The organism is Microseira wollei NIES-4236 (assembly GCF_020521235.1).
Classification (GTDB): Bacteria; Cyanobacteriota; Cyanobacteriia; order Cyanobacteriales; family Aerosakkonemataceae; genus Microseira; species Microseira wollei.
In genome coordinates, this window is record NZ_BLAY01000145.1 from 1 (window position 1) to 26,749 (window position 26,749).

Consider the following 26,749-nt stretch of genomic DNA (forward strand, 5'->3'; position numbering starts at 1 on the left):
TGGCAGGCAAGATGCCTGCCCCACAAGAGCAGTTGAGGGGTGGGCATCCTGCCCGCCCAGAGCAGTTGTGGGGTGGGCATCCTGCCCGCCCAGACACAATGGCAGGCAAGATGCCTGCCCCACAAGATCAGTTGTGGGGTGGGCATCCTGCCCGCCCAGACACAATGGCAGGCAAGATGCCTGCCCCACAAGAGCAGTTGAGGGGTGGGCATCCTGCCCGCCCAGAGCAGTTGTGGGGTGGGCATCCTGCCCGCCCAGACACAATGGCAGGCAAGATGCCTGCCCCACAAGAGGAGAAGACAGGCACACCTATGGATGAATTTGGCAACACAGTCCGCTTGCGCCGACGGCAAGAAGGACTCAGTCAGCAAGAACTGGCGGAAAAAGTCGGTATTTCCCGCAACTATCTATCCCAAATCGAACGGGGACAAGCTACCAACCTGTCTTGGCAGGTGATGGAGAATTTGACCTCGGTATTGGGACTGAAGGGCGCTCCGACGGGAATAATAGAAGAGATGGGAGATATTCCCCCCAGCTTGGCGGAATTTGCTACCGCTGCTGGACTACCTCCCGATGACGTGCAGATGCTGGCTCGATTAAAATACCGAGGACAGCAACCGACGACGCCGGAGAAATGGGAACTGCTCTACAACGTGATTAAAATGACCGTTGGGAAATAATTCGTGTGTGAGGCAAATTCAGCTACTCAACCCTACCGCCATCCGGGGCAAGTCTTTTTGTCCCAAAACGGCGCGCTCAAGTGCGAAGAGGATGTGTTTCGCTATGTGGAATTTTTGCGCTCTGAGTCGGGGTTGGGTGATGCGCCTCCCATCGATTTATCGTGCATCTACCAATGCTTTGGCATTCCGACGCCCCTACGCGCCCCGTTGGACGAACAGCAAGGCATTTTGGTGGACAGCCGCACGGGGATTATTTTAATTAAAGAGAATGACCCCCTCGTGCGGCAGCGCTTCACCGAGGGACACGAGTTGATGGAATTGCTGTTCGACGCCCACGAACAAGTCAGGGTGGGCAGTTTGTTTCCCAATTGGAGTGGCGATCGCAAAGAGCGACTGTGCGACCAGGGGGCAGCAGATTTACTGATGCCAGAGTCTTCTTTTGTACCTCGGTTAATCGAGTTGGGAATTACTTTAGCTGCGGGGCGAAGTTTGGCGACGCTTTATCAAACTTCGCTGCTAGCCACGCTGGTAAGAATGATGCAGCATGGGAACGGGAATTACGCCCTGGTGATGTGGCACTGTGCGTTGAAGCCAAGGGAAGTCAGGGGATTGTCAAAATTAGTACCTCAACCTGAAAAGAAGCTGCGGGTGTGGTGGCGAACTCAGACGAAAGATTGGACAGGGGGTTTTATTCCCAAAGATAAATCGATTCCCCACGACTCGCCGATTTCTTATGCTTATGTGACTGGGCAACCGTATAGTGGCAGGGAAACGATACATTTAGGTTGGGGTTTGATCGACTGCTGGGTAGAAGCAATGCCGATGCAAGTGGGAGATAAATATTGCGTCTTGTCTTTGTTACACTTGTGCTAATTGGTAATTGGTAATGGGTAATTGGTAGTAGAAAAAAACAATTAGCAATTAGCAATTAGCAATTAGCAATTAGCTAAGTTCAATTTCTCCTAACTATAGCAAAGGCAAAATCGCGTCCTAAACCGTGAGCGATCGCAAGTTTAATCCACAGCATTGCGTAGGGTTCTAAAAGTCTGGCTGTAGAGAGTTTACCCGCGTCTATTGTTTCAAATCCCACTTCTTCAGTGAGTTTAATGACAGTGGGTTTGCTTTCTTCGTCATCGCCGCATACGAACATCACCGCTTTGCGACCTTCTAAAACAGGGTCAGCCATGATACCAAATCCGGTTTGATTGAATACCTTATAAACTTTTGCACCTTTTGCCCATTCGGCAACTTGTTCGCCGCCAGAAGTTGTCAACCCCATTGTTAAACCTGAAAAGTCTTCGGTGAGGGGGTTTGTGCAATCGATTAAAATTTTATTGGTCAAATCGCCGCAAGATTCAATGGCTGCTTGAGTTGTCTGCCAAGGCGTTGTTAGAATTATAACTTCTGACTCGGCGCAGGCGGCTTGATTGCTCTCGGCTTTAGCATTATTGGGGATGGAGGAGAGGAGACTTTGCACTTTTTCGCTTTGCGGATCTCTAACACCAAAAATAATCTCGTGTCCTTTTTGAGCAAGGCTACGTCCCAGGGTTCCGCCTACATTTCCTGCACCAATGACTGCGATTTTCATTTGGGATTTTTCCAGCTATGGGTTGTTGAACTCGGTTATATTATAGTTAGTCAATTGAATTTGAGCCAATCTGCTAGTAATCCAAGTTGCCAGTTATAAGCATCATGGGTTGCTCAATTGCTAATCGCTAATTGCTAATGGTAATATTTGTTGGGTATGCCATTTGCCATTAACTATCAGCCATTAGCTATTAGCAGATCTAAAAAGATAACTAGCAACTTGCGTTAATAGTGACAAGGAAGTTATGACAGTTGAATCTAAATCTAGCGTAATACCTGCTGTTGCGACGACTTTGACAGAAGCAGCATCTGCGTTTCGAGGAACGACGCAAGTGCGTCCAAAAGCCGCCGCCGTCGTCAGCGCGTTGTTAGAAGCGGAAAAAGCAGCCAAACAGCAAAGATTAACTTATCCGCTTGAATCTCTGCTAGGAAGTTGGCGGCTTTGTTTTGTGACGACTGCAAAAGCTAAGGAACAATCTGGTATTGTTCGAGGACGTGGCTGGTATCTGCCTAAGATTTTCATTAAAGCGCATATTTCTTTTAGTAAGCCAGTAGAAATGGTTGAAAAGCCAGGTGCAGCAGCTATAGGGAATCAGCTTGAAGTAGGAGCCTTTACGTTAAAGCTAACCGGGCCAGCGCTGTATTTGGGTAAGAAAAATCTTCTCGCTTTTGATTTTTACCAGATGCAATTAAGCTTGTTTGGTCGGGTTATTTACAACGGCAATTTTCGGAAAGGGCAAGGACAAGAGAAAGATTTTTATCAGCAATCGATTGGGGAACTCGCTTTCTTTTCTTTCTTTATTGTCACAGAAGATTTTATTGCTGCTCGTGGTCGAGGGGGCGGGTTGGCTCTTTGGATTCGGGATAATTGAACGATCCCCCCATGCCCCCCTTGCCAAGGGGGGGACATGAAATTTTTCCCTCGTCCCTCGTTTCCAGGTTCTACCTGGAAATGATTTTAATTTTTCCCTCGTCCCTCGTTTCCAGGTTCTACCTGGAAATGATTTTATAGAGGCTCTGCCTCAATTTGTAGCTGGAGGCAGAGCCTCGATGAAAGCGTTCCAAGGCTGGAGCCTTGGAACGAGAAAACGAGAAACGAGAAACAGCATATATAGAAACAGCGAACTATGAGCTATCTAACCACTGATGTCGTCATTATTGGTAGTGGAATTGGTGGGTTGAGTTGTGCTGCTCTTTTAGCACGGTATGGCTTTGATGTTACTGTCTGCGAGAGTCATTCTATTGCTGGTGGTGCGGCTCATTCTTTTGAGCGCAATGGGTTTAAATTTGATTCGGGGCCATCGCTTTATTCGGGATTATCTTATAGTCCTTCTCCCAATCCTTTGCGGCAAGTTTTAGATGCAATTGGTGAAGAATTGCCTTGTGCTAATTACGATACTTGGGGTTGTTGTTTGCCGGAAGGGGATTTTGATACATCCGTCGGTGCGGATCAATTTTGTGATGTGCTGATGGGATTTCGGGGTGAGGATGCTGTTAGGGAATGGCGCCAACTTCAGCGGGTAATGGAACCGTTTGCTAAGGCTGCGATCGCTCTCCCCCCCGCCGCGTTACGCTTGGACTTGGGCGCTGTTTTCACCATCGGTCGTTTCGTCCCATCTTTATTCCGACGTGCAACCAATGTTGCTAAATTAACTGGGTCGTTCAGCAAAATTATGGAAGGGGTTGTTAAAGACCCATTTATCAAAAATTGGCTGAACTTACTCTGTTTTCTCTTATCTGGATTACCCGCAGATGGAACAAGCGCTGCCGAGGTTGCATTTATGTTCGCCGATTGGTATCGACCGGGCGTTATGTTAGATTATCCCATCGGCGGAAGTGGCGCTTTAGTCGATGCGTTAGTCAGGGGATTAAATAAATACGGCGGTCAATTGATATTAAACGCTCACGTCGAACAAGTGTTAGTAGAAAATAACCAAGCCGTCGGGGTACGTTTGCGGAATGGGAAAGAAATCCGCGCCAAAAAAGCAGTAATATCGAATGCTTCTGTCTGGGATACGCTCAAATTGTTGCCAGAAGCATCAATCCCAAAACAGTTTCGCCAACAGCGACAAGCAACGCCTGAATGCGATAGTTTCATGCATCTCCATTTAGGCATCGACGCCCAAGGAATAAGACCAGATTTAGCTTGTCACTATATCGTTGTAAATGACTGGTCTGAGGGGGTTACAGCGCCTCAGAATGTGGTTCTAATCTCAATTCCTTCTGTTTTAGACCCATCTTTAGCACCACCGGGAAAGCACGTTATACACGCTTACACGCCAGGAAACGAACCCTACGACTTTTGGCAAGGAATGGATCGCAAAAGTGAAGTATATGCTAAACAAAAGCAGGAACGCGCAGAAGTGATGTGGAAAGCGATAGAGAGAGTTATTCCAGATATTCGCTCTCGTTGCGAAGTGACGCTAGTAGGAACCCCGTTAACTCACGAGAGGTTTTTACGCCGTCACCGGGGTTCCTATGGACCAGCAATTCGCGCGGGAGAAGCTTTCTTTCCGGGAGCGAATACACCGCTTGCAGGACTTTTATGCTGCGGAGATTCGACGTTTCCGGGGATTGGTTTACCCGCAGTTGCTGCTAGTGGAATGATTGCTGCGAATACCCTTGCACCTGTGCAGAAACATTGGGAAATGTTGCAAGAGATTGGGTGTTAAGTTTTTGGTTAGAGAAACCCGGTTTTTTAGAAAAACCGGGTTTATAGGAGAATTATTTCGTTAAGCTTGGTAAAATACCGTATAGGGCAATTCTTGGGCATAGTGCCAGAGCAGATTGTAGCAAGTATCTAGGGGGTCTTGCACGCCAAAGCTCAATGTGTAGATCCGATAATTTCTGTGTGACAAATTTACAAAACCAGCCTTTAAACTGTTAACTACCGAAGGAAATAAGTCATTTTTAGGGGCAAATTGTTTATTAAGAAGGATTACTTCTAAGCACCAAGCGGCTTTTTCACGAGTTCGCCTTTCCCTATCACTACACATTAAATTAATTAAAGCCTTAACAGTGTTAATGACTTCTGAATTTAGGTCTAATCCCAAATCAGTCAGTCTAGAAATTAAGTCATTGTAGAAAGCATCCTGAATTTCTTTTATGACAGTATTGATTTCTTCCAGAACTTCGATAGCTTGCTTGTAGCTGGGATGGCTGCTAGGTGCTATTTTCGTCAATGTTTGGGCAATAAAGGGAGGTTCAAAACCAATATCAAACCGGCTAGTTTGCTTTAGATGTTTAGTCAATGCAGTAATAGCAATATCTAAAATTTCGCCATCTAAGTCACGAAAATTAATTTCCCCTATACCTATAACCGCATCCCATTCTGGCACCAAATCAATTGTCTTGATGGCTGTTATTTTTAGTTCTCCCTTAGCAATTTTCCCTAAGCTACAGGCGGCTATTATTACGCAACATTTATTTTCATTCTTACTATTTTGCAGTATGTCTTCCAAAGCATGAACTGCTTGCTCGTTGTTAGTTCCTATTTTGCCTAATACCTTCATGATTTCATGCTTAGCTTCACCGTATTGGTTGTTATGCAGAAGCCGAATTAGATCCTGAATCAGCATTTGGCGATTAGTATGTTGCAGGGTTACCATAGCTCCCTCTTGAATAAAAGTACGATATTTTACCCAGCCTTGCTGTTCAGGATGGGGGTAACCAAAGCTCCATTTCACTATTTGTTCCAGAATTTCTTCTGCTTTGCAACAATCCCAAAACTCGGCAATTCCCGTAGCGGCTAGAAAATATGCTTGATACCAATAAAAATCATCGCACCCATCCTCAAACTCCACCAAAGCTTTAATAAACTCCTCCTTCTGCTTCCTTAACCACTCCTCTGGTCGCCCCAACCACAGCAATATTACCTCTTTCCACTGCGACTCAAAAATGCGGTATTTATCTGCAACGGGTTTATCTTGATGTTGACGGGGCAGGAAAAAGCCCCAATCATCAATCGCAGTCGCCGCGAAATATTCCTGAAACGTGGGATGGTAGAAAGCGTAGACAGGTTTAAGGGGATTTTTTGCATCTACTCCCACTTGATTCAGCCAGCCAACTTTAAGCGCCAATTGAAATAGAGAACCCTCACCCAATACACCTTTAACAAACTCCATTCGCCAACAAAATCGATTCTCTTGCTTATCAATTGCTTCTTTTGCTAACTCTCCCAACTTGACGTTTAGTTGCTGTCTCTCTTCCGGTGTTATACGAGATTCCTCTTCTTTCCACCTGTAAACTTCCTCCACATACTTCTGGTAAAGTTCTGCCTTGGTATCGGGTAACTTGCCATCTAGCAAATGCCAAATCGAACACAACAGCATTAACCGCAGGGGATTTCTCACCAAATCTTTGATTCGTTCTTTTCCGGGTTGATTTAATGCCTCTTGCAACTGAACCCCTAGTGCGGGGTCACTTTTTTGAAAACCATCATGAATAAACTGCTTGACTTTCTCTTCGCTAAACCACAACGTTCGATAGGTTTGAAAACCATTGAGATCATAAGGATTTGCTTCCCAAACATTCAGCCGACAAGTCAGCATCACAGGCAAATTATGACTCCAATCTGGTATCCATTGATCGATAAATGTGAGAGGATTACCCGACGCAGCCATCTCATCCACGCCATCCAGCAGCAGCCATACCTTCCCAGCAGTTAACTGTTTTTCAAAATTAGCTCTGATTTCCGGCGTGACACTAAATATCACATCTTCCAGCCAACGATTTAGGAGATATTCTTTTAACTGTGGCGCTGGGTTTGGCAAATTTCCCAAAGGTATCCAAATCGGCAAATAATCTGTATTTTCCAATAACCAGAAAGCAATTCTTTGCAGGAGTGTGGTTTTACCCGCACCCGCTTCTCCAATTACTGCAATTTTATTAATTTGATTTGAATTCAGGATTTTGGCAAGAAATTCTTGGTACTCCAGTTTCTCAGTTTCTTCGTAGTCTGGCTGATAAAACCGGGATTTTTCAGGACGATCGTCCCCACTCCGTTTGTCTGGCTTTTTGCCTTCGAATAATGCCAAATCTACATCAATATCCTCGATATTAAATACCATCGCCTTAGCAAGCATCAGCCGATTGGTTGTCAGTTGCTTTTGTTTTTCCAAGCGATCGCGGCAAATCTTGCGCCAGTCTATCGGCGTTTCTGTTGTAGCAGATGATAAGGCACAATCAAAGTCTTGAACAGGCAACCACTGAGAATACTGAGTTTCCAGCCATTTCTGTAAAGCTTTGGATTTGTTGTTTTTTGGCTTTAGTGCAACGCCATTCTGAGAGAATTTATCATATACCTCGGACATGCGCTTTTTATGAGTTCCCAGCGGATTTTCCATCAGCGGCAGTTGTTCGGAAATTTCTGTTAAGCTTTTGCCCAGATTCTGTCTAGCAAATTGTAATAAAAAAGATTCTGTTTCAGCATCAGTCAAATGATTGTCACGGGACATTATTTTTAGAAAGTCATCCCAGTGCCGCCACGATTCCATAATTAATCTGTTCAGCAAGATATTTCAATTATACACGGGCTGACTGGAGAGATCAGTAGGGGCACGGCATTCAACCATCTTCGGGTTAGTTCCAAAACTGACTGATGCCGTGCCCCTACTCTATGGTTGAGGCGATCCGTCTACTTCAAAGATTGCCAAGTAGAAGAATATTTCTACTTGGTTCTACTTCAAGTCGAAACTATTGGGAACTGACTTGCTTATCCGGGTGATTTTTAATGGCATTAACAACCCATTGAACGCTTTTTTGTTGAGATTATGCTTTCAGCCTCGTACCCGATGACTATGAATTTGATCAAATACACCCTGCTCATTCAAGAACCGGAGGTTCAGGTTTTAATTCTACAGGCGCTTATTCTTACTTTACAGTCAGACAATATCCAGCAGAAGTATAAGTTTGTAATTAAAGCCGCGTACATCGACATCAAGGGTATTATCTTGGTATTGTCGGGCGTTCCCTTGCCATTTGTCATTCTTTGGATGGTCCTCCAGGGAACTAATTTAATTATGGAGGATCGCCTGGTTGAGAGCGGTGGGAAGAAATGCGATCGCACCCGCCAAAATCCCAATGATAACCCCGACGATTAAAATCGCGGAGCGCAAGCGGGCACACAAACAAAACCCGCCTACGCGGGTTAAAACAGTCCCGACGATTGAAATCGCGGAGCGCAAGCGGGCACACAAACAAAACCCGCGAAGGCGGGTTTCAAATAGCCTGCGAAGGCAGGCTTCGTTTGTATAGCCCCAGGTTTCAACCTGGGGGCTGGGGGCATTTTGTGGTTATCAATTATTTGCGATCGCTCCCCCACCCGTTCCTAGTTTTCCATATCAGCTTAGAATAGGTTTCCGACGGGCGATCGCTTAAATGATCCTCGACAAATCTGTCGCTTCCGGCGCTAAAATCCAAACTAAAAAGACCGAATCGCGGCGTATAAGAACCCCATTCATAATTATCAGTCAGCGACCAATGCATATAACCAATCATCGGTACGCCTTCATTTTGCAATCTTTGTACTTGTTCAATATGCGCCCTGATAAATTCGCTGCGACTCAGTTGATCTCGACGGTGAGTTGCAACGCTATTATCCGGTTTTCTACGCAATGCCATGCCATTTTCTGCAATTAAAATTGGATAGCCCAATGTTTGCGCGTAGTATTGACAAAAAAAGTGCAATCCTTCTGGTAAAGAACGCCAATCCCACCATTTACTTGTAATTCCACTCATCAACCAACCGCGAAAATCTTTGTTTTCAAACTCAAAATCCGAAAACACTGGTATGCGGAATATATGCGCGATGAATGGGTCATAATAATCGATAGCAAGATAATCAAAAACATCTATCCGAGGAGATACTTCTAATTCGTGCAAATAAACGTCCAAATGTTTAACATCAAAATTGCGATGACCCCAGGAATTAGCAGCTTTGTGAACCAATTGTCCGAGTCGATAAGGCAGGTTGCGACGGAAAGGTAAATTGGCATTGCGAAGCGCATCATCCAAATGTTTAGCATTGCTGTATGCGTATTCTGGCAAATCTTTAGCCTTGATTTGTTGTCGTTTTAGAGTCAACAAATCCCAGATTGCTTTTTCCGACCAATATAAGTCGCTACAGTAAGTATTTAGCGTAACTTGGGGACTTGTCCAACCTTGGGCGGCATAGATGTCGTGAATGCAATTATAAGCCCGGACGTGGGCGGCTAGAAGGTGGTTATACGCGGGGAAAAGCGACCAAATTCCACCCTCCGATCCGGCTGGAAATTGACCGCTGATGTAAGTATTAGAAACCAAAATATTGGGTTCGTTAATCGTGATATACCAGCCAATGGGTGGAAGTTGATAATCGTCGATTAAACGACGATTGATATGGGTTACCGTGACGCGGACATATTCAATAAAACAATCGATGGTGTCTTTTGATAGCCATGCATCCATTCCCAACCAAGCGGGATGGGTAAAATGATGCAGCGTTACAATGGGTTCTAATCCAGAACGACGACAAGCAGCAATCATTGCGGCGTAGTTGTCTAACGCTGCGGTATCAAATGCAGGCGCGGGGGCTGGATTAATATTAGTAGAAGGTTGAATTCGCGCCCATTCTATTCCTAAGCGAAAGGCATTTAATCCCAGCTTTTGGCAGGTTTGAAAATCTTCTTCGTAGCGATGCCAAAATTCTGCCGCAGTTCCGGTTTGCATCACCTTTCCTTGGTGTTCCCAAAGCGACCAATTATTTTGAGGTTGTCCTGTACCGTTGTAACCTCCTTCACTTTGGTAACCTGATGTAGCGACTCCCCAGAGGAAATCTTGATTGGATGATGTTTGAGTATTTTGCATGGTTGTTGAGTGCGGTGAAAGCAATTTCTATATTTTTAGGTAGGGGCATACAAATGTATGCTTCTACCAAGATAGATTTCCCTGATGAATGCGATCGCCACCACAAAGGATGAAAAGGATGAAAATATTTCTGTTAGCTGGAGGCGGAGCCTCCGGTGGACGTTCCCAGGTGGAACCTGGGAACTAGAGAGACGAGAGAGAGAGTATCTGTGACCAATTAGCCATTAGCCATTAGCCATTACCGAATATGCGATCGCCAATCCTTCAGAATGAATTCAGCAATATTCAAAGCAGCACGAGGTTTGCCTAATTCTAAGGCAGCTTGACGCATTTGGGTCAGACGATCTGGACGTTTTAAAAGGTACTGTACTGCTGGGGCGACCATTTCCATTAATCGCAATTGTACGCCTGCGCCTGCGGCTGCGATCGCATCTGCATTTTGTTCTTCCTGTCCGGGCAATGGATCGACAATAATTGTAGGCGTTCCTCGTGCTAAAATCTCGCTGGTAATCAGTCCTCCTGCTTTGGTAATAATTAAATCGCTCGCTACAATCAAATCATCTACATAATCTATCGGCCCTAATTTTCGCAATTTGACTTGGGGACTATCGGTCAAATCTGCTATCGCTTCCAACAAATCTTCATTTCGTCCAGGCGCAATTACCAACATTAATGGACTCGGACTTTCTAACAGCGATGAGATAATTGAACGCACCCGCCTATTGTTGAGTCCGCCGCCAAACAGCGTGACAATGGGGACATCTTGTGGTAGGTTGTGACGCGACCGCATTTCCTCTTTCGATTTCGGTTGGAGTACTTCCAATTTGATTGGAATTCCCGTTACGTGCAAAATTGCAGGATCGACTCCCCGCTGCTTTAAGAGATTTGCACCCAAATCGTTTGCCAGAAAATAGCCATCTATACCGTAATTCAACCAAGTACTGTGGGCAACTAAGTCTGTAACGACGACATATTGCGGCTTACTCGTTTGATCTTCTGGTTCTAACAATTGTAACAAGCGAGTGGGGATTTGTTGTACGCAAACGATAACATCCGGATCCCTTTCTCGCAGCAATCTTCCCAAGCGTCTAAAGAAAGGAAGTTCCAGTTTTGCCCAAGTTAAATTGCTATCGAGGGATTTTTCTAAATCGTCAATATCGCTGCCTTCGTAGACAGCTTTGTATAGTTGGGGAAATTTTTCGCTCGATTCTTTATAAGCTTGGACAACCGCATTGCGATAGATAGATCTAGCGTAGGCTAGGGCATCTTCGCTTTGCACTTCTACATCTGGGAAATGGGAAAATGCTTGGCTGAGTGCTTTAGCAGCGCTGATATGTCCCGATCCCAAGGAAGCATATAAAATGAGAATTTTTGTCATAGGTGTGTATCCGATTGAGTTGGTGCGATCGCTCCCAGACTCCATTGATGCTATCGCAATTAGGCCGGGAGAAATCTGGTTTCTTTAACAATACCTTCTCCAAATCCGACACCCTTAAGGGTGCGGCTATACAAACAAAGCCCGCCAAAGCGGGCTGTAAGAATTTTAGCCTGCTACGCCTTGCTTTGTTTGTGTAGCCCCAGGCTTTAGCCTGGGGGCGTTTCAGAAAATTGGCGAAGGTATTTATTTAAGAAACCGGGTTTCTGAGGCTCTACAATATAAAATCGTCCCGATTGCAATGCTAACACCCTAATGACCGACAAGCTCAAGCCAGACTGGGCTGGAGACGATTTCCTCTCCCGCTGCGTCAACGTTTTAATCCAAACAAAGCCAATTTATGCCGTAATGAAACAGCAAGCGCGGCAAGTTATAGTCAAAACAGCCGAAAAAAACGGCATTCCCTGGCGAAAAAACTGCGAAGCACTCGCCGTATCCAACGTCAAACAACAGCTTGAGCAAATTACCAACCCCAATATTACCTATCCCGATTACTACCAAGTTCCTTTTCACGCTTACAACGAAGGTAATTTGTGTTGGCAAGCCGCATTTGAAGCTGAGTCCGCTACCTATGCAATGGCATTAAGAGTATGGCCTACTGAACAGATTACTTGGGAAGAAGCCCAAGATAGATTGCGCGGCAGTTTTCATCAAGTTTTAGCTACCCACGCCCCAAAGCAAGTGCGGGATATTTTAGATATTGGTTGTTCTGTGGGTATTTCAACTTTAACCCTGCATCGTTACTATGAAAAAATCCAAGATACACCACCCCGCACAGTTGGATTAGATTTATCTCCCTACATGTTGGCAGTAGCACAGAATCGCGATACAAATAGAGAAATTTCTGCCTGGATTCACGGCAATGCAGAGAAGACAAATTTACCATCAGAAAGCTTTGATTTAGTCACGCTGCAATTTGTCACCCACGAATTACCGCGCCAAGCAACTCAAGCCATTTTTCAGGAAGCTTTTCGGCTATTGCGCCCCAGTGGTTGTTTAGCAATTGTCGATAATAACCCCAAATCTCCGGTAATTCAAAACCTGCCGCCAGTACTTTTTACCTTAATGAAAAGTACGGAACCTTGGTCAGATGATTACTACACCTTTGATTTAGAAGCAGCGATGCGAAAGGTAGGATTTGAAAATATCGTCACCGTACCCAGCGACCCGCGCCATCGTACAATTATTGGTCACAAACCAGGTCGATAATTTAAACGAATCCCTTACTATTGTTCAGAGCTTGCACCAACCATTAAACCGCCAGAGAATAAATTCACGGGCTTTTAGCAGAAGTCCTCTTAAGAGGACTATAAAGCCTCTTCAGTCCACTTGAGTGGACTTGAGCTATCAGCCGTGGACTTGAGTCCACGGCGGGCAGAAAACGCCAGCGTAAGATCTCAATAGGGATGATTAAATTCTTTTTACTTTTCCACAATCAGGACTAAAGTCCTTACTACAAACCTATGCAATTACAAGCTTTAATTTTCGACGTTGATGGAACTTTAGCCGACACCGAACGCGATGGACATCGAGTCGCGTTTAATCGCGCCTTCGCATCGGCTGGATTAGATTGGAATTGGTCGATTGAATTGTATGGCGAATTGCTATACGTCGCTGGAGGAAAAGAACGGATTCGCTTTTATTTGGAAAAATATCGTCCTGAAATTACCATGCCCGATGATGGTTTTATTGCTGAATTACATGCTAATAAAACCAAGCATTATCGAGAAATATTAGCCGGGGGTGAAATTCCCTTACGTCCAGGGGTGAAGCGATTGATTGACGAAGCGAGAACTCAGGGGGTGAGATTGGCGATCGCTACCACCAGCGCCTTACCCAACGCCGTTGCTTTACTAGAACAAACCCTCGATCCATCTTGGTTTGAAATCATCGCCGCTGGCGATATTGTCCCCGCCAAAAAACCCGCCCCTGATATCTATCATTACGTGCTAAAAGAAATGAATTTAGAGGCAAAAGATTGTCTAGTTATAGAAGATTCTCATCACGGGCTTTTAGCTTCCACTGGCGCAAGTTTACCCACGATTGTAACTTTCAATGATTATACCCAAACCCATGATTTTTCCGGTGCTTTATTAGTGGTAAATCATTTGGGAGAACCAGAACTTCCTTGTATCGTCGTAGTTGGTGAAATTGGCGATATCAGTTATTTGGAGCTAGAAACTCTGAATCGTCTGCGTTGAGGTGGTCTATACTAAAGAAGCACAAGCGCAAATAAAGGAACTCGTCATATGCACTTGCTACGAATTCAAGTCCCTGACTTTCGCGGCTTAAAGGACATTGACATCACGTTTGAAAAGGAATTTAATCCCAGAATTTTCCCACTTGGCAGTCAAAATGGCGGTGGGAAAAGTACCCTTTTGCAATTAATTTTTGTCTTACTACATTGTTCTAGAGATCCCGAAAGGAAAATTTTTTTAGAAAATCTGCTTTGGGGATTCAAAATTACCGCCGACAAGTCAGACAAAAAAGTACTAGCCACTATTGAAATTTGGCATCAAAATCAAAGTTTTAAAATTGAGTTTTTTGCTTATAGAGATTTGTACCTTAGAGAGCTATTAAATTGCAGTGAACAAAAAATAAACGATGATGAGGATATTAGATTTTCTGCTTCAATAGAATTAGAAGAAGTTAGGAACAAAATTTTAAATTTGGAAAAAGGAGTCAGCGATTTAGAAAATAGTCTTGATCGATTAAAAGAAATAAAAAGAATTGAAAATTATGACGATAGGCTTATGAATATTATAGAGGAAAGTAGGTATATTTTAGAGTCGGGATTAACAATTTATTCAAATAAACTTGATAGTTCGATGCTCAAGAATTTTCCATCTTTTGAAGATGTTCAAGAAGACGTGCAAACAACATTAAATTTTTATAAACTTCATCTAAAAACACTGTATGAAAAAAGCAAACAAATTGAAACTACTTCGCAAAAAGCATTGAAATATATGCAATCAAACAACCTAATTTATATATGTAATTATTCTAGTAATAAAAAAGAAAAAGAATCAGCCTTAATTTGTAATATCGATAATCTAAATATCACCGAAGCAGAAACTTTTTTAAAGGAGTTATCACAAAAAGTATTTATGGCAGCTCCACCAACTCAGGTTTTTCTTTTTCTTTCTCAAGAGCAGAGAAAACAGTTGTTTACACAACACAGTAATAATTATTATTTTTCCATTAAAGCTGCAAAATCTAAACTACCAGGCTTTTTTACTTATGATTTTCTTCCTATAGAACTCCTAATTAAAGTCTTTATAGGTGCGCGAGATCAAGATTTCCAAGAAGCTATAGAAACAGGCGAGTATGGTAATAGTTATAAAGCGCTGAAAAATGAATTAAACAAAATGTTAGTTAACAAAAAGATAAATATAGATAAAGATCTGTCTGGAGTAACATTCAGATTAGATAAAAACGGCGAAGATATAGAACTTTATCCAGAAGATTTAAGTCATGGCGAACTGAAAAGACTTAGTATCTATATGTGGCTCAAGTACCGTAACATAAAAGATGCTATTGTTTTAATAGATGAACTTGAAATTGCTTTGCACCCAGATTGGCAATATCAAATCATTTCAGATTTGATAGAATGGGCGTCCAGTAATCAGTATATTCTGGCAACTCACTCATACGAATTATGCCAAGCTGTCACACCTGCTCATGTTAAGGAAATTGAGCCAAAACTTATAAAAAAAGAAGCCTAATATTTTAATATGAGCCTTGATGCAGAACAGCTACAACGACACTGTGAAACAATTATTCAATCTCGGAGAATCAAAAATAAAATCGTTGTGCTGTGTGAAGGCGATATTCCCAAGCTTCAAGGTAGACCATCACCTCAATCTTATGGAAGAATGGAGGAAATGCCTGATGCGAACTTTTATAAAGCATGTGTTCCCAGATGGTGGAGTCAGCGAAAACCAGAATTTTTTAACTGTGGCGATCGCCAAGATGTAATAGACACCTACTTCACTCTTTTAAACCTACACTCTAAAGATAGCAGTAACTCATATTTAACCCCAGAAAAACTTTTTGCCATTGTCGATCTAGATCTGCAAATACAAGCCATTGATAATTATATTTTTTCAGATACAGAAGCTATTTTCTGCGAGCTTTACGAAAAATCAAAAATGAAAGCAGAAAACGCAGCACAGCATCGGATATGGGTTACAGGTTTAATTCATAAAGAATCTTACTTTCTTGCCCCTGCACTTCAATCAATATTTGATAATTCTCATAATTTCCCAATCTATAAAGGCAATTCCGTTCTACTGCAAGCAATTTATATAGATATGGCGGATGCAATTGGTAACGACTCCGATTTACAGAATCACTTAAAAATAGCAGTCGATCGGATTAGTTACTGCTGTGGATTAGACTGTGCAGGATTAGAAAACTTACGCGATTCTTGGAAAACTGAATTTCAAAATACTAAAGATGAGATGCGACAGGAAGAATTGATCCTGGCTTTATTAACGATTAAAAAAGCAAAGGAATACTGGAACCAAATTCAACCATCTAGTGATTGGACTCGTCCTGCTCAAGTATTTAGAGAGCAACTATCTTTAGAAATAGGAAGATTTTACTCACATCAGAGTAGCGACGCTAAGTATCATATTTCGTTTTTCTTAGAAACTTTATACGAGTTTGTTTAAGCGATCGCTCAAACCCTTAAAGCCTAACCAAAACTTGCCACTCCTACAGGACGTTCGATCGTTAGATTTTTGCGATCGCGCCTGATACGATCTATTTGCTGAAGCGTTTCTGCTGTCAGGTAACTTGTTCCACAATTTGGACAGCTAACCACAGGGACATTTTCAATGACTAACAAATCCTGTCCCTTGCCATAAGTTCTAGCTAGCCGACGAATGCGTGCCTTTGAATATCCGCAGACATCGCAAGTTGTTGTATCCATTGGTTCAGAGTGCATACACTGTAATAATAACAACTTTACCCGTTACACCCAGTTTAGCAACCACTTCTACCGGAGCGCCATCAATCGAAAAACCACTAATTCTATATTTCCATTCATCTGTATCTCTGTCCTTTTGGCGTTCCAGAATTTCACCTGTGAGTATAGCTTCCTCAACATCTGCAAGCATTAAATTGTCGTCAGCCATTTCCTCATCAGCGTGGAGCGTCATTACATACTGTTGCTGGCGAATTTTCTGACGCATTTGCTGTAATATCTGCTCAAACACCGCCGTTTTCCTTCCTCACACATACACTGCTAATGACTGAAATTATCTAAACTTATTTTAAATCAAAGTTACTTCGTTAGAGGGATGCGATCGCACACTCTATCCATTGATAGATTTCCCCAAACCAGGCTCTATCTTAGGGTTCTATTCAACATCAGAAAAATTGCCTAACCTAATCCTAGAGATCAAAAGGAAAAAACTATGACAACTAACGTTTCTGGTGACATCAACAAGAGTATTAACTGGTCAATCTGGATGGGCGTTCTCCTAATTGTATTGGGAATAGGTGCGATCGCAGCCCCCGCTGTCTCTACAATCGTTGCTGAGACTTGGTTTGCTTTAATCTTGGCTAGCGGCGGAGTCGCCAAAATTGTCCACGCATTTCAAACTCGCGAAAACGGCTTTATCTGGAAGCTTTTATTAGGCGCACTTTACATTGCGACTGGTGTAATGCTGTTTTTCTACCCTTTGACAGGTGTTCTAACGCTGACTTTGTTGTTGGGTAGTTTCTTACTCACAGAAGGTACTTTTGAAATCATTCTCGCCTTCCGCTTGCGTCCTCAACAAAACTGGACTTGGGAACTTGCTAATGGCATCATTACTATTCTGCTGGGTGCAATGATTTGGTTCCAATGGCCTTTTAATGCACCTTGGCTGATCGGTACGTTTGTTGGTGCTAGCGTTTTGTTCAGCGGCGCTTCCCGCGTCATGCTGTCGTTGAATGCACGTAATGCTCTCAATCAATCTGACACTACTGCAAGTGCTTAATTGATAGGTTCAGAAACCGGGTTTTTCTAACAATACCTTCGCCAAAATCCCACACCCTTAAGGGTGTGGCTATACAAACAAAGCCCGCCAAAGCGGGCTGAAATTGTTACAGCCCGCTTTGGCGGGCTTTGTTTGTGTAGCCCCAGGCTTTAGCATGTCGGCGTTTCTATACAAACAAAGCCCGGGAAGGCGGGCTGCATTGTTTTGATTTGAGCCTGCTTTGGCAGGCTTCATTTGTGTAGCCACATGCTTTAGCATGTCGGCGTTTCTATACAAACAAAGCCCGCTTTGGCGGGCTGCTTTGTTTTGATTTGAGCCTGCGTAGGCAGGCTTCATTTGTGCAGCCACATGCTTTAGCATGTCGGCGTTTCCATACAAACAAAGCCCGCTTTGGCGGGCTGCATTGTTTTGATTTGAGCCTGCGTAGGCAGGCTTCATTTGTGTAGCCACATGCTTTAGCATGTCGGCGTTTCTGATTAATTGCTACATTTTTTGCTGCAATGCTCGATTAACTGCACTGAGAATTGCTAACAACGACGCGGCTACTATATTCGAGTGAACCCCGACGCCGTGCAAGGTTCCTCCGATCAGATCGGTAGCAATTTCTACGTATGCGATCGCACGCGCATCGCTCCCCCCAGAAAGCGCCCTTTCCTCATAATTATGCAACCGCAAACCCAAATTCAGCCCATTCAAAAACGCATCGATTGGGCCATTTCCTCGCCCGCTAATATTGACAATTTTCCCATCCATTTGCAACGTCGCCGCAATCGCCTCGCCTTCTTCAAATAAATCGTGAGCAACGTACTTCCACGGCGAACAAGCTTGCAAATATTCCTGCTCAAAAAGTTGCCAAAGGTCTGATGAGGACATTTCTTGACCGCGCGCATCCATTTCCCGCTGTACAATCTGGCTAAACTCAATTTGCAACCGACGCGGCAAGATTAAATTGTAATCTCGTTCCAACAAAAAGGCGATGCCGCCTTTCCCAGATTGACTGTTAACCCGCACAATTGATTCGTAAGTTCGTCCCACATCCGCCGGATCGATCGGTAAATATGGAACTTGCCAAATTGCATCCGGTTTCTGTACTGCAAAGCCTTTTTTAATCGCATCTTGATGCGAACCTGAAAATGCAGTAAATACCAAATCTCCCACATAGGGATGGCGAGGATGAATCGGCAATTGGGTGCAATCTTCGATCGTTCTTGCGACTTGGTTAATATTAGAAAAATCTAACCCTGGATGGATGCCTTGGGTGTAAAGATTCAAAGCCAATGTTACCAAATCCACATTCCCCGTGCGTTCGCCGTTACCGAACAAACATCCCTCGACTCGATCTGCACCTGCCATTTGAGCCAGTTCTGCTGCGGCAACTCCACACCCGCGATCGTTGTGCGGATGTACGCTTAAAATTACCCCCTCTCGTCGTTCTAAATTGCGGTGCATCCACTCAACTTGATCGGCGAAAATATTCGGAGTCGCGACTTCAACCGTCGCCGGAAGGTTGATAATCGCTTTATGTTCTGGCGTTGGTTGCCAAATATTCAGAACTGCATCGCAAATTTCTTTGGCAAAGTCGAGTTCTGTCGCCGTAAATGTTTCGGGTGAATATTGGAAATACCATTCAGTATCAGTCTGTGCTGCGGCAAGTTCTACGAATAGTTTTGCTGCTGAAACTGCAAGGTTTATTGTTCCCTGCCGATCCAAATTAAACACAGTCCGACGAAATACAGGAGACGTGGCGTTGTACAAATGTACAATTGCTCGCTTTGCACCTTGCAAAGATTCAAACGTGCGGCGAATTAATGATTCTCGCGCTTGCGTCAATACCTGAATCGTCACGTCGTCGGGAATTAATTGATGTTCGATCAGATAGCGGACAAAATCAAAGTCAGTTTGTGAAGCGGAAGGAAAGGCAACTTCGATTTCTTTGAAACCAATATCCACTAACATCTGGAACAGCCGCAATTTGCGTTCGACGTTCATCGGTTCGATTAAAGCTTGGTTACCGTCTCGCAAATCTGTACTTAACCAAATTGGTGGATCGGTTATTGTTTTAGCAGGCCAGGTGCGGTTGGGCAAGTTAATTGGGGCAAATTGGCGATATTTTGTAGCGGGATTGTTCAGCACGATCGTTTCTTCCTTTTTGTTCGATATTTGTCAGATATTGTGGCGAAAATAGGGCTGTCAGTTTGCCAAGAAAACCAAGTCTGACAACCCAAAAACAGTCGCAGCAACATCCCAAGTGCTTGATGCAGTCGCATAAGAATCTCCAATTGCTAATTGCTAATTGCTAATTGCTAATTGCTCATGTTTATGTCCGTGGGAAGCATAGTAGCGCTGTCTTCCGCAGCGGCTTCCCCCACTGATAAAAACTTGATTGAAATGGTGAAAAAATTATTTGCGCCCAAGGCGCAGCAGCAGCCCCAGCCCCAGCAGAAGGCTAGTCAGGTGATGTAAAGATGGCTGCTTTGCAAACATGATTTAGAACCTTAACTTGTATGCATCATAGCTGGAGAAGCGTGTAGAGGTCAAGCGCCTGTGCGTTCGCTTGTGCCATTCCCCAACTGCACCGAGGCTCCGCCTCTGACGCACTCTTTCCCAGGCGGTCGCCTGGGAACCAGAGGCGAGAACCAGAGGCGAGACGCGAGAGGCGGGACGTAAATTTTTATTAAATTGTTAAAATGGTAGCTTATGCTACAGAATTTTCTGGTATCTTAATTAGTAGAAGGTCACCAAGCGAATCAGGAAGAAGGAGAAACACAGTATGTCTACTCAAGATCAAGCTCGCGCCCTGATGATGCGTCACCATCACTGGATTAAGAATCGACAGCAAGCGATGCTGGGACGTGCGGCGGCTGAATTTCACCTGTCTGTTGATGATGAGTACTGGACTCATACCCAAGGCAAACCAGAACCCAGTTTCCGGGCAAGCTATGACCGCAGTAATGCCGCTTTGAGTTAGGCGCTCTTAATTGACGGGATGGAGGGAAGCAATTTTTCTGGCATCAGTCTTGGACTCGGCTGAATAATTTAACAATCTTTTATAGAGCGGGAATTTTTTTCAGGGTGTTGTTTTGTGCAAGCAACGCCCTTAAATTTTTGACGCGATCGCTGATAACTGCTTGCACCATCGTGGTAGCGTTAAATTGTGCAACCCTTGAACTGCTTCGAGGTTGATTTACCATGCCTCTGCTAGAATCTGAAAACAAATATCCCGACTGCCTGTCGATGAAATTAGAAGCAATTCCAGTAACTGATCAGCAGGAACTGGACTTGTATTTGACTTTAGAATTTAACCAACAGTGGGAATCTTTACTCGGTGGTCGCGTCAAGTTCGGGCTAAAAGGTGGTGAATTAAAGCTCAAGAGCGAAGGTGGAGAATTCTCTTTAGCATCTGGTGAACTGATCGATGCTTTTTGTCAGGTAACGACAAAGGATTTAAACGAAAATCCGGTTTGGGTTTTTGAAGTCAAGCCTTTGAAAGGTTTACTGCATCAGGTGAAACTGGGAACTTTGAAGGTAACCGAAAAACCCTGTCGTTTTGCAGCCTCGTTTGAAGTTTCGCCGCCAGATATTTCTGTAACCGATGCTGAAGGCTTATGGCGACATGATATTAGCCCGAATCAACATGCAGTAATAGAAAGAAAACTGGTTGTTTTTCTATCTTCAGCTAAATTACAGCCTTATCTGAGTCAAGCGCAGTTATGCTACGAGTGTTCTCCCAGTTTTAGTGCAGTTGAAAATTCTTCAAACTTGGAACAACTTCAAGAGCTAATCCACCACATTAGCGAAGCTAAAACTAACGATTTTCTGGAACTGGCGCAAATTGCTGCCCTCGATTTGACCAGAGATTTTGCTGGCGGTAACTTGCTTGGGGCTAATTTAAGCAAGGTTGATTTGAGCGGTGCTAATCTTTGCCGTACCAATCTCCGGGGTGCAGATTTAACCGATGCAGATTTGAGCGAAGCTAACCTGAGCGGTGCTATACTCAGCGGTGCAGATTTGAGCGGTGCTTATTTGGAAAATGCTGATTTGAGCTATACAGACTTGCACCGTGCCAGTTTGGCGCTAGCCAATTTGGGGGGTGCAGATCTGTGCGGGGCTAATCTGCGCGAAACTAATCTGAGTAACGCTAATTTGAGCGGTGCAAATGTGAAGTCAGCCCAATTTGGCAACAACCCTGGACTTTCTCAGGAGCTAAAGCAGAACTTGAGCCAACGGGGAGCAATTTTTGAGGATTTGTAAGGGTTTTACTGGCTTTAAGAAGGGAAAAACGGGAAATTTCTTCCCCTTTCTCCCCTTTCATTCGTTGCTCTATTTAAGAGCGATCGCTATTCACTATTTTTTTATTCGTAGCATTATTGCTAATAATTAAGCTCAGAAAATATACTCAGGCTTTAAAATTTTTTTTTGGCATGGGGAGGCAATTGCTCAAAACATCTTAATTTAATACCTATAAATTATATTGTGTTTTTATAAAAATTTAACATGGATTCAGTATTTTTACAGTTAAAACTTTCTGGAACTTCAGAGTATGCTTAGAAGCACCAATAAACCCAAAAGAAAACGGGTGTGTTAATGTTAAACGTGACCAGGGAAACAAGGAGGACTATTGAAGGATATTATTCGGATCTACCAACTACTTACGACCGCAACCAGAGAAAATTGAGGTTGTTAACTTAGTAATTTAACCAAAATTTTTCAGCAGCTACCGATTTAAAAAGTTTAACAATTTGGGCGCAATTGGGATTGTACTTTTAATCAAAAGACCGGGTCAATTTTGCATGAAACTATCAGACTGCTCAAATTCTGGGTAGTTAGATTCAAGAAAGCGTCAAAAAAAATATGCCAGTTTGAGCAAAATGGCATCTACCTTTCTGCTGTGAATCATCCTTCTTGATCGGGTGGATATAGGAAAAATTAAGTAATTTGAGGAATCCCAGAGGAGGTATTAAAAATGAATCTGATTAATTGTCAGCCAATTAGTAGTTTTGAGCCAACCAAGAATAGATTTGGTTCCCTAGTTAAACCAACAGCTAAACTAGGTTCTGTTTCTCTGATAATGCTGCTGCTGACTGGAGGTAATCCACCTGCTTGGGTTGCGGGATTGACCTTGGCACTGACTATGGCATTGGTTACTAAAAGCAAGAACAACAAAATCGAAAATCTTCAAGAACTGTTGAAAAAAACTAAAGACTTTGCGGGTGCAAACTTGAGGGAAGTTAATCTCAGCAATGCCAATCTCAGGAATGTAGATTTGAGCGATGCCAACCTCAGAGGTGCTGATTTGAGCAATGCCGATTTAAGATATGCCAACCTGAGAATTGCCGATTTGGGTAATGCAAACCTGACCAATGCTGACCTGCGGGATGCCAACCTCAGCGTTGCTTACCTTAAAGGTGTCAACTTGCACGATGCTGACCTTCGCGGTGCAAACTTGAATGGTGCTAATTTGCACAATGCCAACCTCAGGGATGCCAATTTGAACAATGCCAACCTCAGGGATGCCAATTTGAACGGTGCTAACTTATGGGGTGCTAGTGTAAAAAATACCAATTTGAGCCGCGCTAATGTAAAGAATGCTCGATTTAAAAATAACTTAGGACTTTCTGAAGAAGTGAAGCAGGATTTGAAGCAACGCGGCGCTATTTTTGAGAATGCTTCAGACGAGCTTTTTGAAGTTTTGACCAGGGTTTAAATTCAACAGCGCGTCTACATCGGTATTTTTCCAGCATAATTTAGACAGGACTTACGCAGGTCGAAACCATCACCAAAGTTTCTTCCTAAATCTCTCGCTTCCCAATCAACGATTTTTCAGAGAAACTTTGGTGTTTGCGTCAGTCCTGATGGTGTTTCCTAGGAGCAATCCCCCCGTGGTTGCCCCAACTATTAGGAGATGTTGCGTCAGTCCTGTTGCCATAGCGATCGCTCGAACTTTAGAGTTACTTAAAAGAGCGATCCCTTCCCGTGCCGCAGGCATATCGCATCACCAATCCCTTGAGGTTTTCTTAGTCGCCGTGAACACACCATTCGGTTGAATCATTACAGCTTCAGTCACAATTCCAGCGGCATCTTGGGTGAATTTAATACTAAATCCGGATAAACCCTTCAGATTAAATTCACTGTCTTTGTAAGGAACTAATTCGTAATCTGGTTGACCCGTTAATGAGGCAATTAATCTCTCGCCTCTTAAAGAGATTGTGAGAGTTTCTCCCGCCAGCTCATATTCACCCACAAATTTTGCCAAAAAGCTGACTTCGGTCATGCTTTTTTCAGGCATCCGAGTAAATACAGCATCTTTCAAAATCGGTTCCATTGGCACGTAGAGGCTGGTAACATCGCCTTTTTTATCCGTCACGAAAGATATCAATTCAGGCGGCATATCAAACATTTCTCCCACTTCCGAGTAAGATGCAAAAGTATCGTAGTGATAGTGCTGGAGTTGAGAGACAATTGAATTATAAGTTGAGATTAAATTATCGTCTTTGAGTTCAACTGAAATAATTCCATAGGCGGGATGTTCGTAATTGCCTGTATAATCTTCTAAAGGATGGGAGGGTTGGGTTCCAGGTTTGCATTCTGCTGCGATTTTTTCTTTGGCTTTGGTTGTAGATTCTTTGCCCTTAGCGACTCTTTCTTTGCGCCGATCGTTCCAAGCAACTGGCTCCAAATTCAGCAAGCGATCGCATACATAATAAGTCACAATAGAATGCAGTGGACTCGCGTTTAAATTCGTCAAAACCACAACCCCTATATTGTCTTGAGGCAGCAGGGTTGTCAAGGCAGAAAATCCATCAATTCCCCCTCCATGTTGCACAATTTTATAGCCTCTGTAAGCATAGATAGCCCATCCCAAACCATAACTGGGATTCAAAACTTCGCGCTCTTCCTGGGGGTTGGGTTCTACAATCTGTGGCGTATACATCTGCGTTAGATTGCTGGGTGAAATCATTTGTTTATCCCCAACCTTGCCCCCATTTAAATGCAGTAAAAGCCACTGCGCCATCTCAGTAATGTTGGAATTTATACAGCCAGCAGGGCCAACAACGTCAATATTGAGAAAGGGAATTTCTTTGACTTCCTCATTTTTATGTAGGTAGGGACAAGCAAAATCATCAGTTTTTTGGGACGCTTCTACGGAAAAATTGCTGTTGACCATTCCCAAAGTCTGCAAAATTTCCCGTTGGACAAATTCTTCCCAAGTACAACCTGCTATTTCACCGACTAAGTAACCCGCCGCAAGATACATTAAATTATTATATTGAAAAACAGTCCGCAGTTCGTGGGTGGGTTCCAGATATTGCAAGCGGTTGATGATTTCTTCCCGGGTGAAATGAGTTCTATACCACATCGCATCGTGACGGGGTAAACCCGACCGATGGGTGACTAAATCCCGGGGGGTTATATGTTCGCTGGCGTAGGAATCGTAAAGTTTAAAAGTAGGGAGATAATTTCTAACGGGTTTATCCCAATCTAATTGACCTCGGTCAACTAAAATACCCATAGCCATTGTGGTAAATGCTTTGGTGCAAGAACCGATAGCAAAAAGGGTTTTGGGCGTGACTTTTAAGTTGTTTTTGATATCCCGCAAACCGAAACCTTCGCCAAAGATAATTTGGTTATCTTTGACGATAGCGATCGCCAGCCCCGGTACGTTCCACTCTGGCATCGTATGATTGATGAATTCGCTCAGACCTTGCATGGGAGACTCCCTTCCCTACTCTCACCAGTTTATCTGATCCTAGAAGTCTGACCCTGCGATATATTCTTACAGTAATGGCTGTTAGTCGCGCTTCGCCCTCAGCGAATTCAGCATGGTTTCCGTTAAAGTGGGAAAGCGCCTATACAGCGAGTTAAATTATCTTCTGGTACGGCACAATTTTTTCAGGTCGAAGCATGGGGTATCGCTCAATGGTCGGTGCTAGCAATCCCAAACCCAACTCAATAGTCAAACCCGCTACAAGTATATTCCTCTCAGGTTTACTGGTGCTGACCGGCGCAGAAGTTAGTTTTGCCCAAACCCGTAGCAGAGTAACCCAAACCACTGCTACCCGTTGTCCCCAACCAGAACCTTATACTTTAGGCGCAGGCGATCGCATCCAATTAGATGTATTTAATGTGCCAGAATATACCCGTGAATACCAAATTCTCCCCGATAGTACGGTCAACTTGGCACTCGTCGGTCGCGTATCGGTAGCAGGATTGACTCTGGAACAAGCATCTAACGTCGTGCGGACGCGATACGCACCCTTCCTCAGACGACCTATTATTACCGTCATCTTGGTTGCGCCCCGCCCCCTGAATGTGGCAGTATCCGGGGAAATTACGCGCCCTGGTTCCTACAGCATCCCCATCACGGCTGGAGGTTCGGGGATTCAATTCCCGACGATAACTCAGGCGCTGACCCAGGCTGGAGGCATCACCCAGTCGGCAAATTTACAAGGGGTGCGGGTGGTTAGACCCGGACGGGGAACGATCGCGGTTAATCTTTTGTCCTTGCTGCAACAAGGGGATCAGTGTCAAAATATCGCTTTGCGCGATGGAGACAGCATCTTTATTCCCACCGCCGCTAGCATTAACCCGGCAGCAGCTTCCCAACTTGCCACGGCTAGTTTTGCCCCCGCTGGCAATCAACCGATTAACGTTGTCGTTGTTGGTGAAGTGACTCGTCCCGGTCCACAAATTGTCCAACCAGATCAAACCGGCGCCCTCCCTACGATATCGCGGGCGCTGCAAGTGGCTGGTGGCATTCGCCAATCTGCGGATATTAGTCGCATCCAGGTACGTCGGGCAACGCGGGGTGGAAGGCAACAAGCAATTAGCGTCAATCTGCAACGATTGTTGCGTGCTGGCGATCGCTCTCAGGATTTAGTCTTACAACAGGGCGATACCATCGTCGTTCCCACTGCTACAACTGCCAATCCAGCCCAAGCCCTCGATTTAGCCGCCGCCAGCTTCGCCCCCACCACGAATCAACCGATAAATGTCGCCGTTGTAGGGGAAGTGACTCGTCCCGGTCCACAAGTCGTCCAGCCAGATCAATCCGGTGCCGTCCCTACCGTGTCGCGGGCGCTGCAAGTCGCTGGGGGTATTCGCCAATCTGCCGATATTAGTCGCATCCAGGTACTTCGACCGACGCGGGGCGGCGGACAACAAGTCTTTAACGTCAATCTACAACAGCTGTTGCGTGCTGGCGATCGCTCTCA

At 44.1% G+C, this 26,749-nt stretch carries 26 protein-coding genes; 15 read left to right on the forward strand and 11 right to left on the reverse strand.

Translation table 11 applies throughout. From position 1 onward, the window contains the following. Together MiSe_RS34995 and MiSe_RS35000 are read left to right on the forward strand one after the other, a co-directional pair. A partial coding sequence (locus MiSe_RS34995; RefSeq protein WP_226588888.1) for a helix-turn-helix domain-containing protein occupies positions 1 to 680 on the forward strand: 680 nt, incomplete at its 5' end. Positions 681 to 683: 3 nt separating this feature from the next. Continuing rightward, complete coding sequence (locus MiSe_RS35000) at positions 684 to 1,553, forward strand: ImmA/IrrE family metallo-endopeptidase (RefSeq protein WP_226588892.1); 870 nt, start codon at positions 684 to 686, stop codon at positions 1,551 to 1,553. Between the two features lie 79 nt (positions 1,554 to 1,632). Here MiSe_RS35000 and MiSe_RS35005 read toward each other — a convergent pair whose 3' ends face one another. Further along, positions 1,633 to 2,268 carry an NADPH-dependent F420 reductase gene (locus MiSe_RS35005; RefSeq protein ID WP_226588894.1) on the reverse strand — a complete coding sequence of 212 codons (636 nt, stop codon included), beginning with the start codon at positions 2,266 to 2,268 and terminating at the stop codon, positions 1,633 to 1,635. 244 nt (positions 2,269 to 2,512) lie between these two features. On the opposite strand from MiSe_RS35005, the gene MiSe_RS35010 reads away from it, so the two are divergent. Beyond that, complete coding sequence (locus MiSe_RS35010; protein WP_226588897.1) at positions 2,513 to 3,139, forward strand: hypothetical protein; 627 nt, start codon at positions 2,513 to 2,515, stop codon at positions 3,137 to 3,139. Positions 3,140 to 3,394: 255 nt separating this feature from the next. Beyond that, positions 3,395 to 4,939, forward strand: coding sequence for a phytoene desaturase family protein (locus tag MiSe_RS35015; protein WP_226588899.1), 1,545 nt, complete (start codon positions 3,395 to 3,397; stop codon positions 4,937 to 4,939). Between the two features lie 60 nt (positions 4,940 to 4,999). On the opposite strand, the gene MiSe_RS35020 is transcribed toward MiSe_RS35015, so the two are convergent. Continuing rightward, positions 5,000 to 7,723 (reverse strand): NACHT domain-containing protein, encoded by a 2,724-nt coding sequence (locus tag MiSe_RS35020; RefSeq protein ID WP_226588902.1) that lies wholly within the window; start codon positions 7,721 to 7,723, stop codon positions 5,000 to 5,002. 143 nt (positions 7,724 to 7,866) lie between these two features. Between MiSe_RS35020 and MiSe_RS51410 the strand changes: the two genes are divergently transcribed. Continuing rightward, positions 7,867 to 7,992 carry a hypothetical protein gene (locus MiSe_RS51410; protein ID WP_264196761.1) on the forward strand — a complete coding sequence of 42 codons (126 nt, stop codon included), beginning with the start codon at positions 7,867 to 7,869 and terminating at the stop codon, positions 7,990 to 7,992. Between the two features lie 73 nt (positions 7,993 to 8,065). After that, positions 8,066 to 8,368 carry a hypothetical protein gene (locus MiSe_RS35025; protein WP_226588904.1) on the forward strand — a complete coding sequence of 101 codons (303 nt, stop codon included), beginning with the start codon at positions 8,066 to 8,068 and terminating at the stop codon, positions 8,366 to 8,368. 199 nt (positions 8,369 to 8,567) lie between these two features. On the opposite strand, the gene MiSe_RS35030 is transcribed toward MiSe_RS35025, so the two are convergent. After that, on the reverse strand, positions 8,568 to 10,112 hold the full coding sequence (locus tag MiSe_RS35030) for a glycoside hydrolase family 1 protein (RefSeq protein ID WP_226588907.1): 1,545 nt from the start codon (positions 10,110 to 10,112) through the stop codon (positions 8,568 to 8,570). 238 nt (positions 10,113 to 10,350) lie between these two features. Further along, positions 10,351 to 11,490 carry an MGDG synthase family glycosyltransferase gene (locus MiSe_RS35035; protein ID WP_226588909.1) on the reverse strand — a complete coding sequence of 380 codons (1,140 nt, stop codon included), beginning with the start codon at positions 11,488 to 11,490 and terminating at the stop codon, positions 10,351 to 10,353. A 312-nt stretch (positions 11,491 to 11,802) separates the two neighbouring features. Between MiSe_RS35035 and MiSe_RS35040 the strand changes: the two genes are divergently transcribed. The 4 genes from MiSe_RS35040 (at position 11,803) to MiSe_RS35055 (ending at position 16,223) form a co-directional block, all read left to right on the forward strand. Continuing rightward, complete coding sequence (locus tag MiSe_RS35040) at positions 11,803 to 12,756, forward strand: class I SAM-dependent methyltransferase (protein ID WP_226588912.1); 954 nt, start codon at positions 11,803 to 11,805, stop codon at positions 12,754 to 12,756. Between the two features lie 254 nt (positions 12,757 to 13,010). Then, complete coding sequence (locus MiSe_RS35045; protein WP_226588914.1) at positions 13,011 to 13,748, forward strand: HAD family hydrolase; 738 nt, start codon at positions 13,011 to 13,013, stop codon at positions 13,746 to 13,748. A 48-nt stretch (positions 13,749 to 13,796) separates the two neighbouring features. After that, the gene (locus tag MiSe_RS35050; protein ID WP_226588916.1) at positions 13,797 to 15,272 is read left to right on the forward strand and encodes an AAA family ATPase; all 1,476 of its coding nucleotides are present in this window, start codon (positions 13,797 to 13,799) and stop codon (positions 15,270 to 15,272) included. Between the two features lie 9 nt (positions 15,273 to 15,281). After that, positions 15,282 to 16,223 carry a hypothetical protein gene (locus MiSe_RS35055; protein ID WP_226588918.1) on the forward strand — a complete coding sequence of 314 codons (942 nt, stop codon included), beginning with the start codon at positions 15,282 to 15,284 and terminating at the stop codon, positions 16,221 to 16,223. A gap of 23 nt (positions 16,224 to 16,246) precedes the next feature. Here MiSe_RS35055 and MiSe_RS35060 read toward each other — a convergent pair whose 3' ends face one another. Both MiSe_RS35060 and MiSe_RS35065 read right to left on the reverse strand, forming a co-directional pair. Continuing rightward, positions 16,247 to 16,483 carry a type II toxin-antitoxin system MqsA family antitoxin gene (locus MiSe_RS35060; RefSeq protein WP_226588920.1) on the reverse strand — a complete coding sequence of 79 codons (237 nt, stop codon included), beginning with the start codon at positions 16,481 to 16,483 and terminating at the stop codon, positions 16,247 to 16,249. 4 nt (positions 16,484 to 16,487) lie between these two features. Beyond that, positions 16,488 to 16,769, reverse strand: coding sequence for a DUF4258 domain-containing protein (locus MiSe_RS35065; RefSeq protein ID WP_226588924.1), 282 nt, complete (start codon positions 16,767 to 16,769; stop codon positions 16,488 to 16,490). Positions 16,770 to 16,970: 201 nt separating this feature from the next. On the opposite strand from MiSe_RS35065, the gene MiSe_RS35070 reads away from it, so the two are divergent. Continuing rightward, positions 16,971 to 17,537: an HdeD family acid-resistance protein gene (locus MiSe_RS35070; RefSeq protein ID WP_226588926.1), complete on the forward strand. Its 567-nt coding sequence runs from the start codon at positions 16,971 to 16,973 to the stop codon at positions 17,535 to 17,537. A 69-nt stretch (positions 17,538 to 17,606) separates the two neighbouring features. Here the strand turns inward: MiSe_RS35070 and MiSe_RS35075 are convergent, their stop codons facing one another. Together MiSe_RS35075 and leuA are read right to left on the reverse strand one after the other, a co-directional pair. Continuing rightward, positions 17,607 to 17,975 carry a hypothetical protein gene (locus MiSe_RS35075; protein WP_226588928.1) on the reverse strand — a complete coding sequence of 123 codons (369 nt, stop codon included), beginning with the start codon at positions 17,973 to 17,975 and terminating at the stop codon, positions 17,607 to 17,609. Between the two features lie 45 nt (positions 17,976 to 18,020). Next, entirely contained in the window at positions 18,021 to 19,670 is a 1,650-nt protein-coding gene (leuA, locus tag MiSe_RS35080) for a 2-isopropylmalate synthase (RefSeq protein ID WP_226588930.1), read from the reverse strand. 637 nt (positions 19,671 to 20,307) lie between these two features. On the opposite strand from leuA, the gene gifA reads away from it, so the two are divergent. After that, the gene (gene gifA / locus MiSe_RS35085) at positions 20,308 to 20,505 is read left to right on the forward strand and encodes a glutamine synthetase inactivation factor IF7A (RefSeq protein WP_226588931.1); all 198 of its coding nucleotides are present in this window, start codon (positions 20,308 to 20,310) and stop codon (positions 20,503 to 20,505) included. A 79-nt stretch (positions 20,506 to 20,584) separates the two neighbouring features. Here the strand turns inward: gifA and MiSe_RS35090 are convergent, their stop codons facing one another. After that, complete coding sequence (locus MiSe_RS35090; protein WP_226588933.1) at positions 20,585 to 20,728, reverse strand: hypothetical protein; 144 nt, start codon at positions 20,726 to 20,728, stop codon at positions 20,585 to 20,587. Here MiSe_RS35090 and MiSe_RS35095 point away from each other — a divergent pair. Both MiSe_RS35095 and MiSe_RS35100 read left to right on the forward strand, forming a co-directional pair. Beyond that, the gene (locus MiSe_RS35095; RefSeq protein WP_226588935.1) at positions 20,727 to 21,788 is read left to right on the forward strand and encodes a pentapeptide repeat-containing protein; all 1,062 of its coding nucleotides are present in this window, start codon (positions 20,727 to 20,729) and stop codon (positions 21,786 to 21,788) included. The genes MiSe_RS35090 and MiSe_RS35095 overlap by 2 nt on opposite strands. Before the next feature lie 712 nt (positions 21,789 to 22,500). Further along, positions 22,501 to 23,241, forward strand: coding sequence for a pentapeptide repeat-containing protein (locus MiSe_RS35100; RefSeq protein ID WP_226588937.1), 741 nt, complete (start codon positions 22,501 to 22,503; stop codon positions 23,239 to 23,241). A 105-nt stretch (positions 23,242 to 23,346) separates the two neighbouring features. On the opposite strand, the gene MiSe_RS35105 is transcribed toward MiSe_RS35100, so the two are convergent. Together MiSe_RS35105 and MiSe_RS35110 are read right to left on the reverse strand one after the other, a co-directional pair. After that, on the reverse strand, positions 23,347 to 23,523 hold the full coding sequence (locus tag MiSe_RS35105; RefSeq protein ID WP_226588939.1) for a hypothetical protein: 177 nt from the start codon (positions 23,521 to 23,523) through the stop codon (positions 23,347 to 23,349). Between the two features lie 6 nt (positions 23,524 to 23,529). Continuing rightward, positions 23,530 to 25,245, reverse strand: coding sequence for a serine hydrolase (locus tag MiSe_RS35110; protein WP_226588942.1), 1,716 nt, complete (start codon positions 25,243 to 25,245; stop codon positions 23,530 to 23,532). A gap of 194 nt (positions 25,246 to 25,439) precedes the next feature. On the opposite strand from MiSe_RS35110, the gene MiSe_RS35115 reads away from it, so the two are divergent. Then, positions 25,440 to 26,749, forward strand: a 1,310-nt coding sequence (locus MiSe_RS35115; protein ID WP_226588945.1) for a polysaccharide biosynthesis/export family protein, incomplete at its 3' end; no start/stop codon positions are given.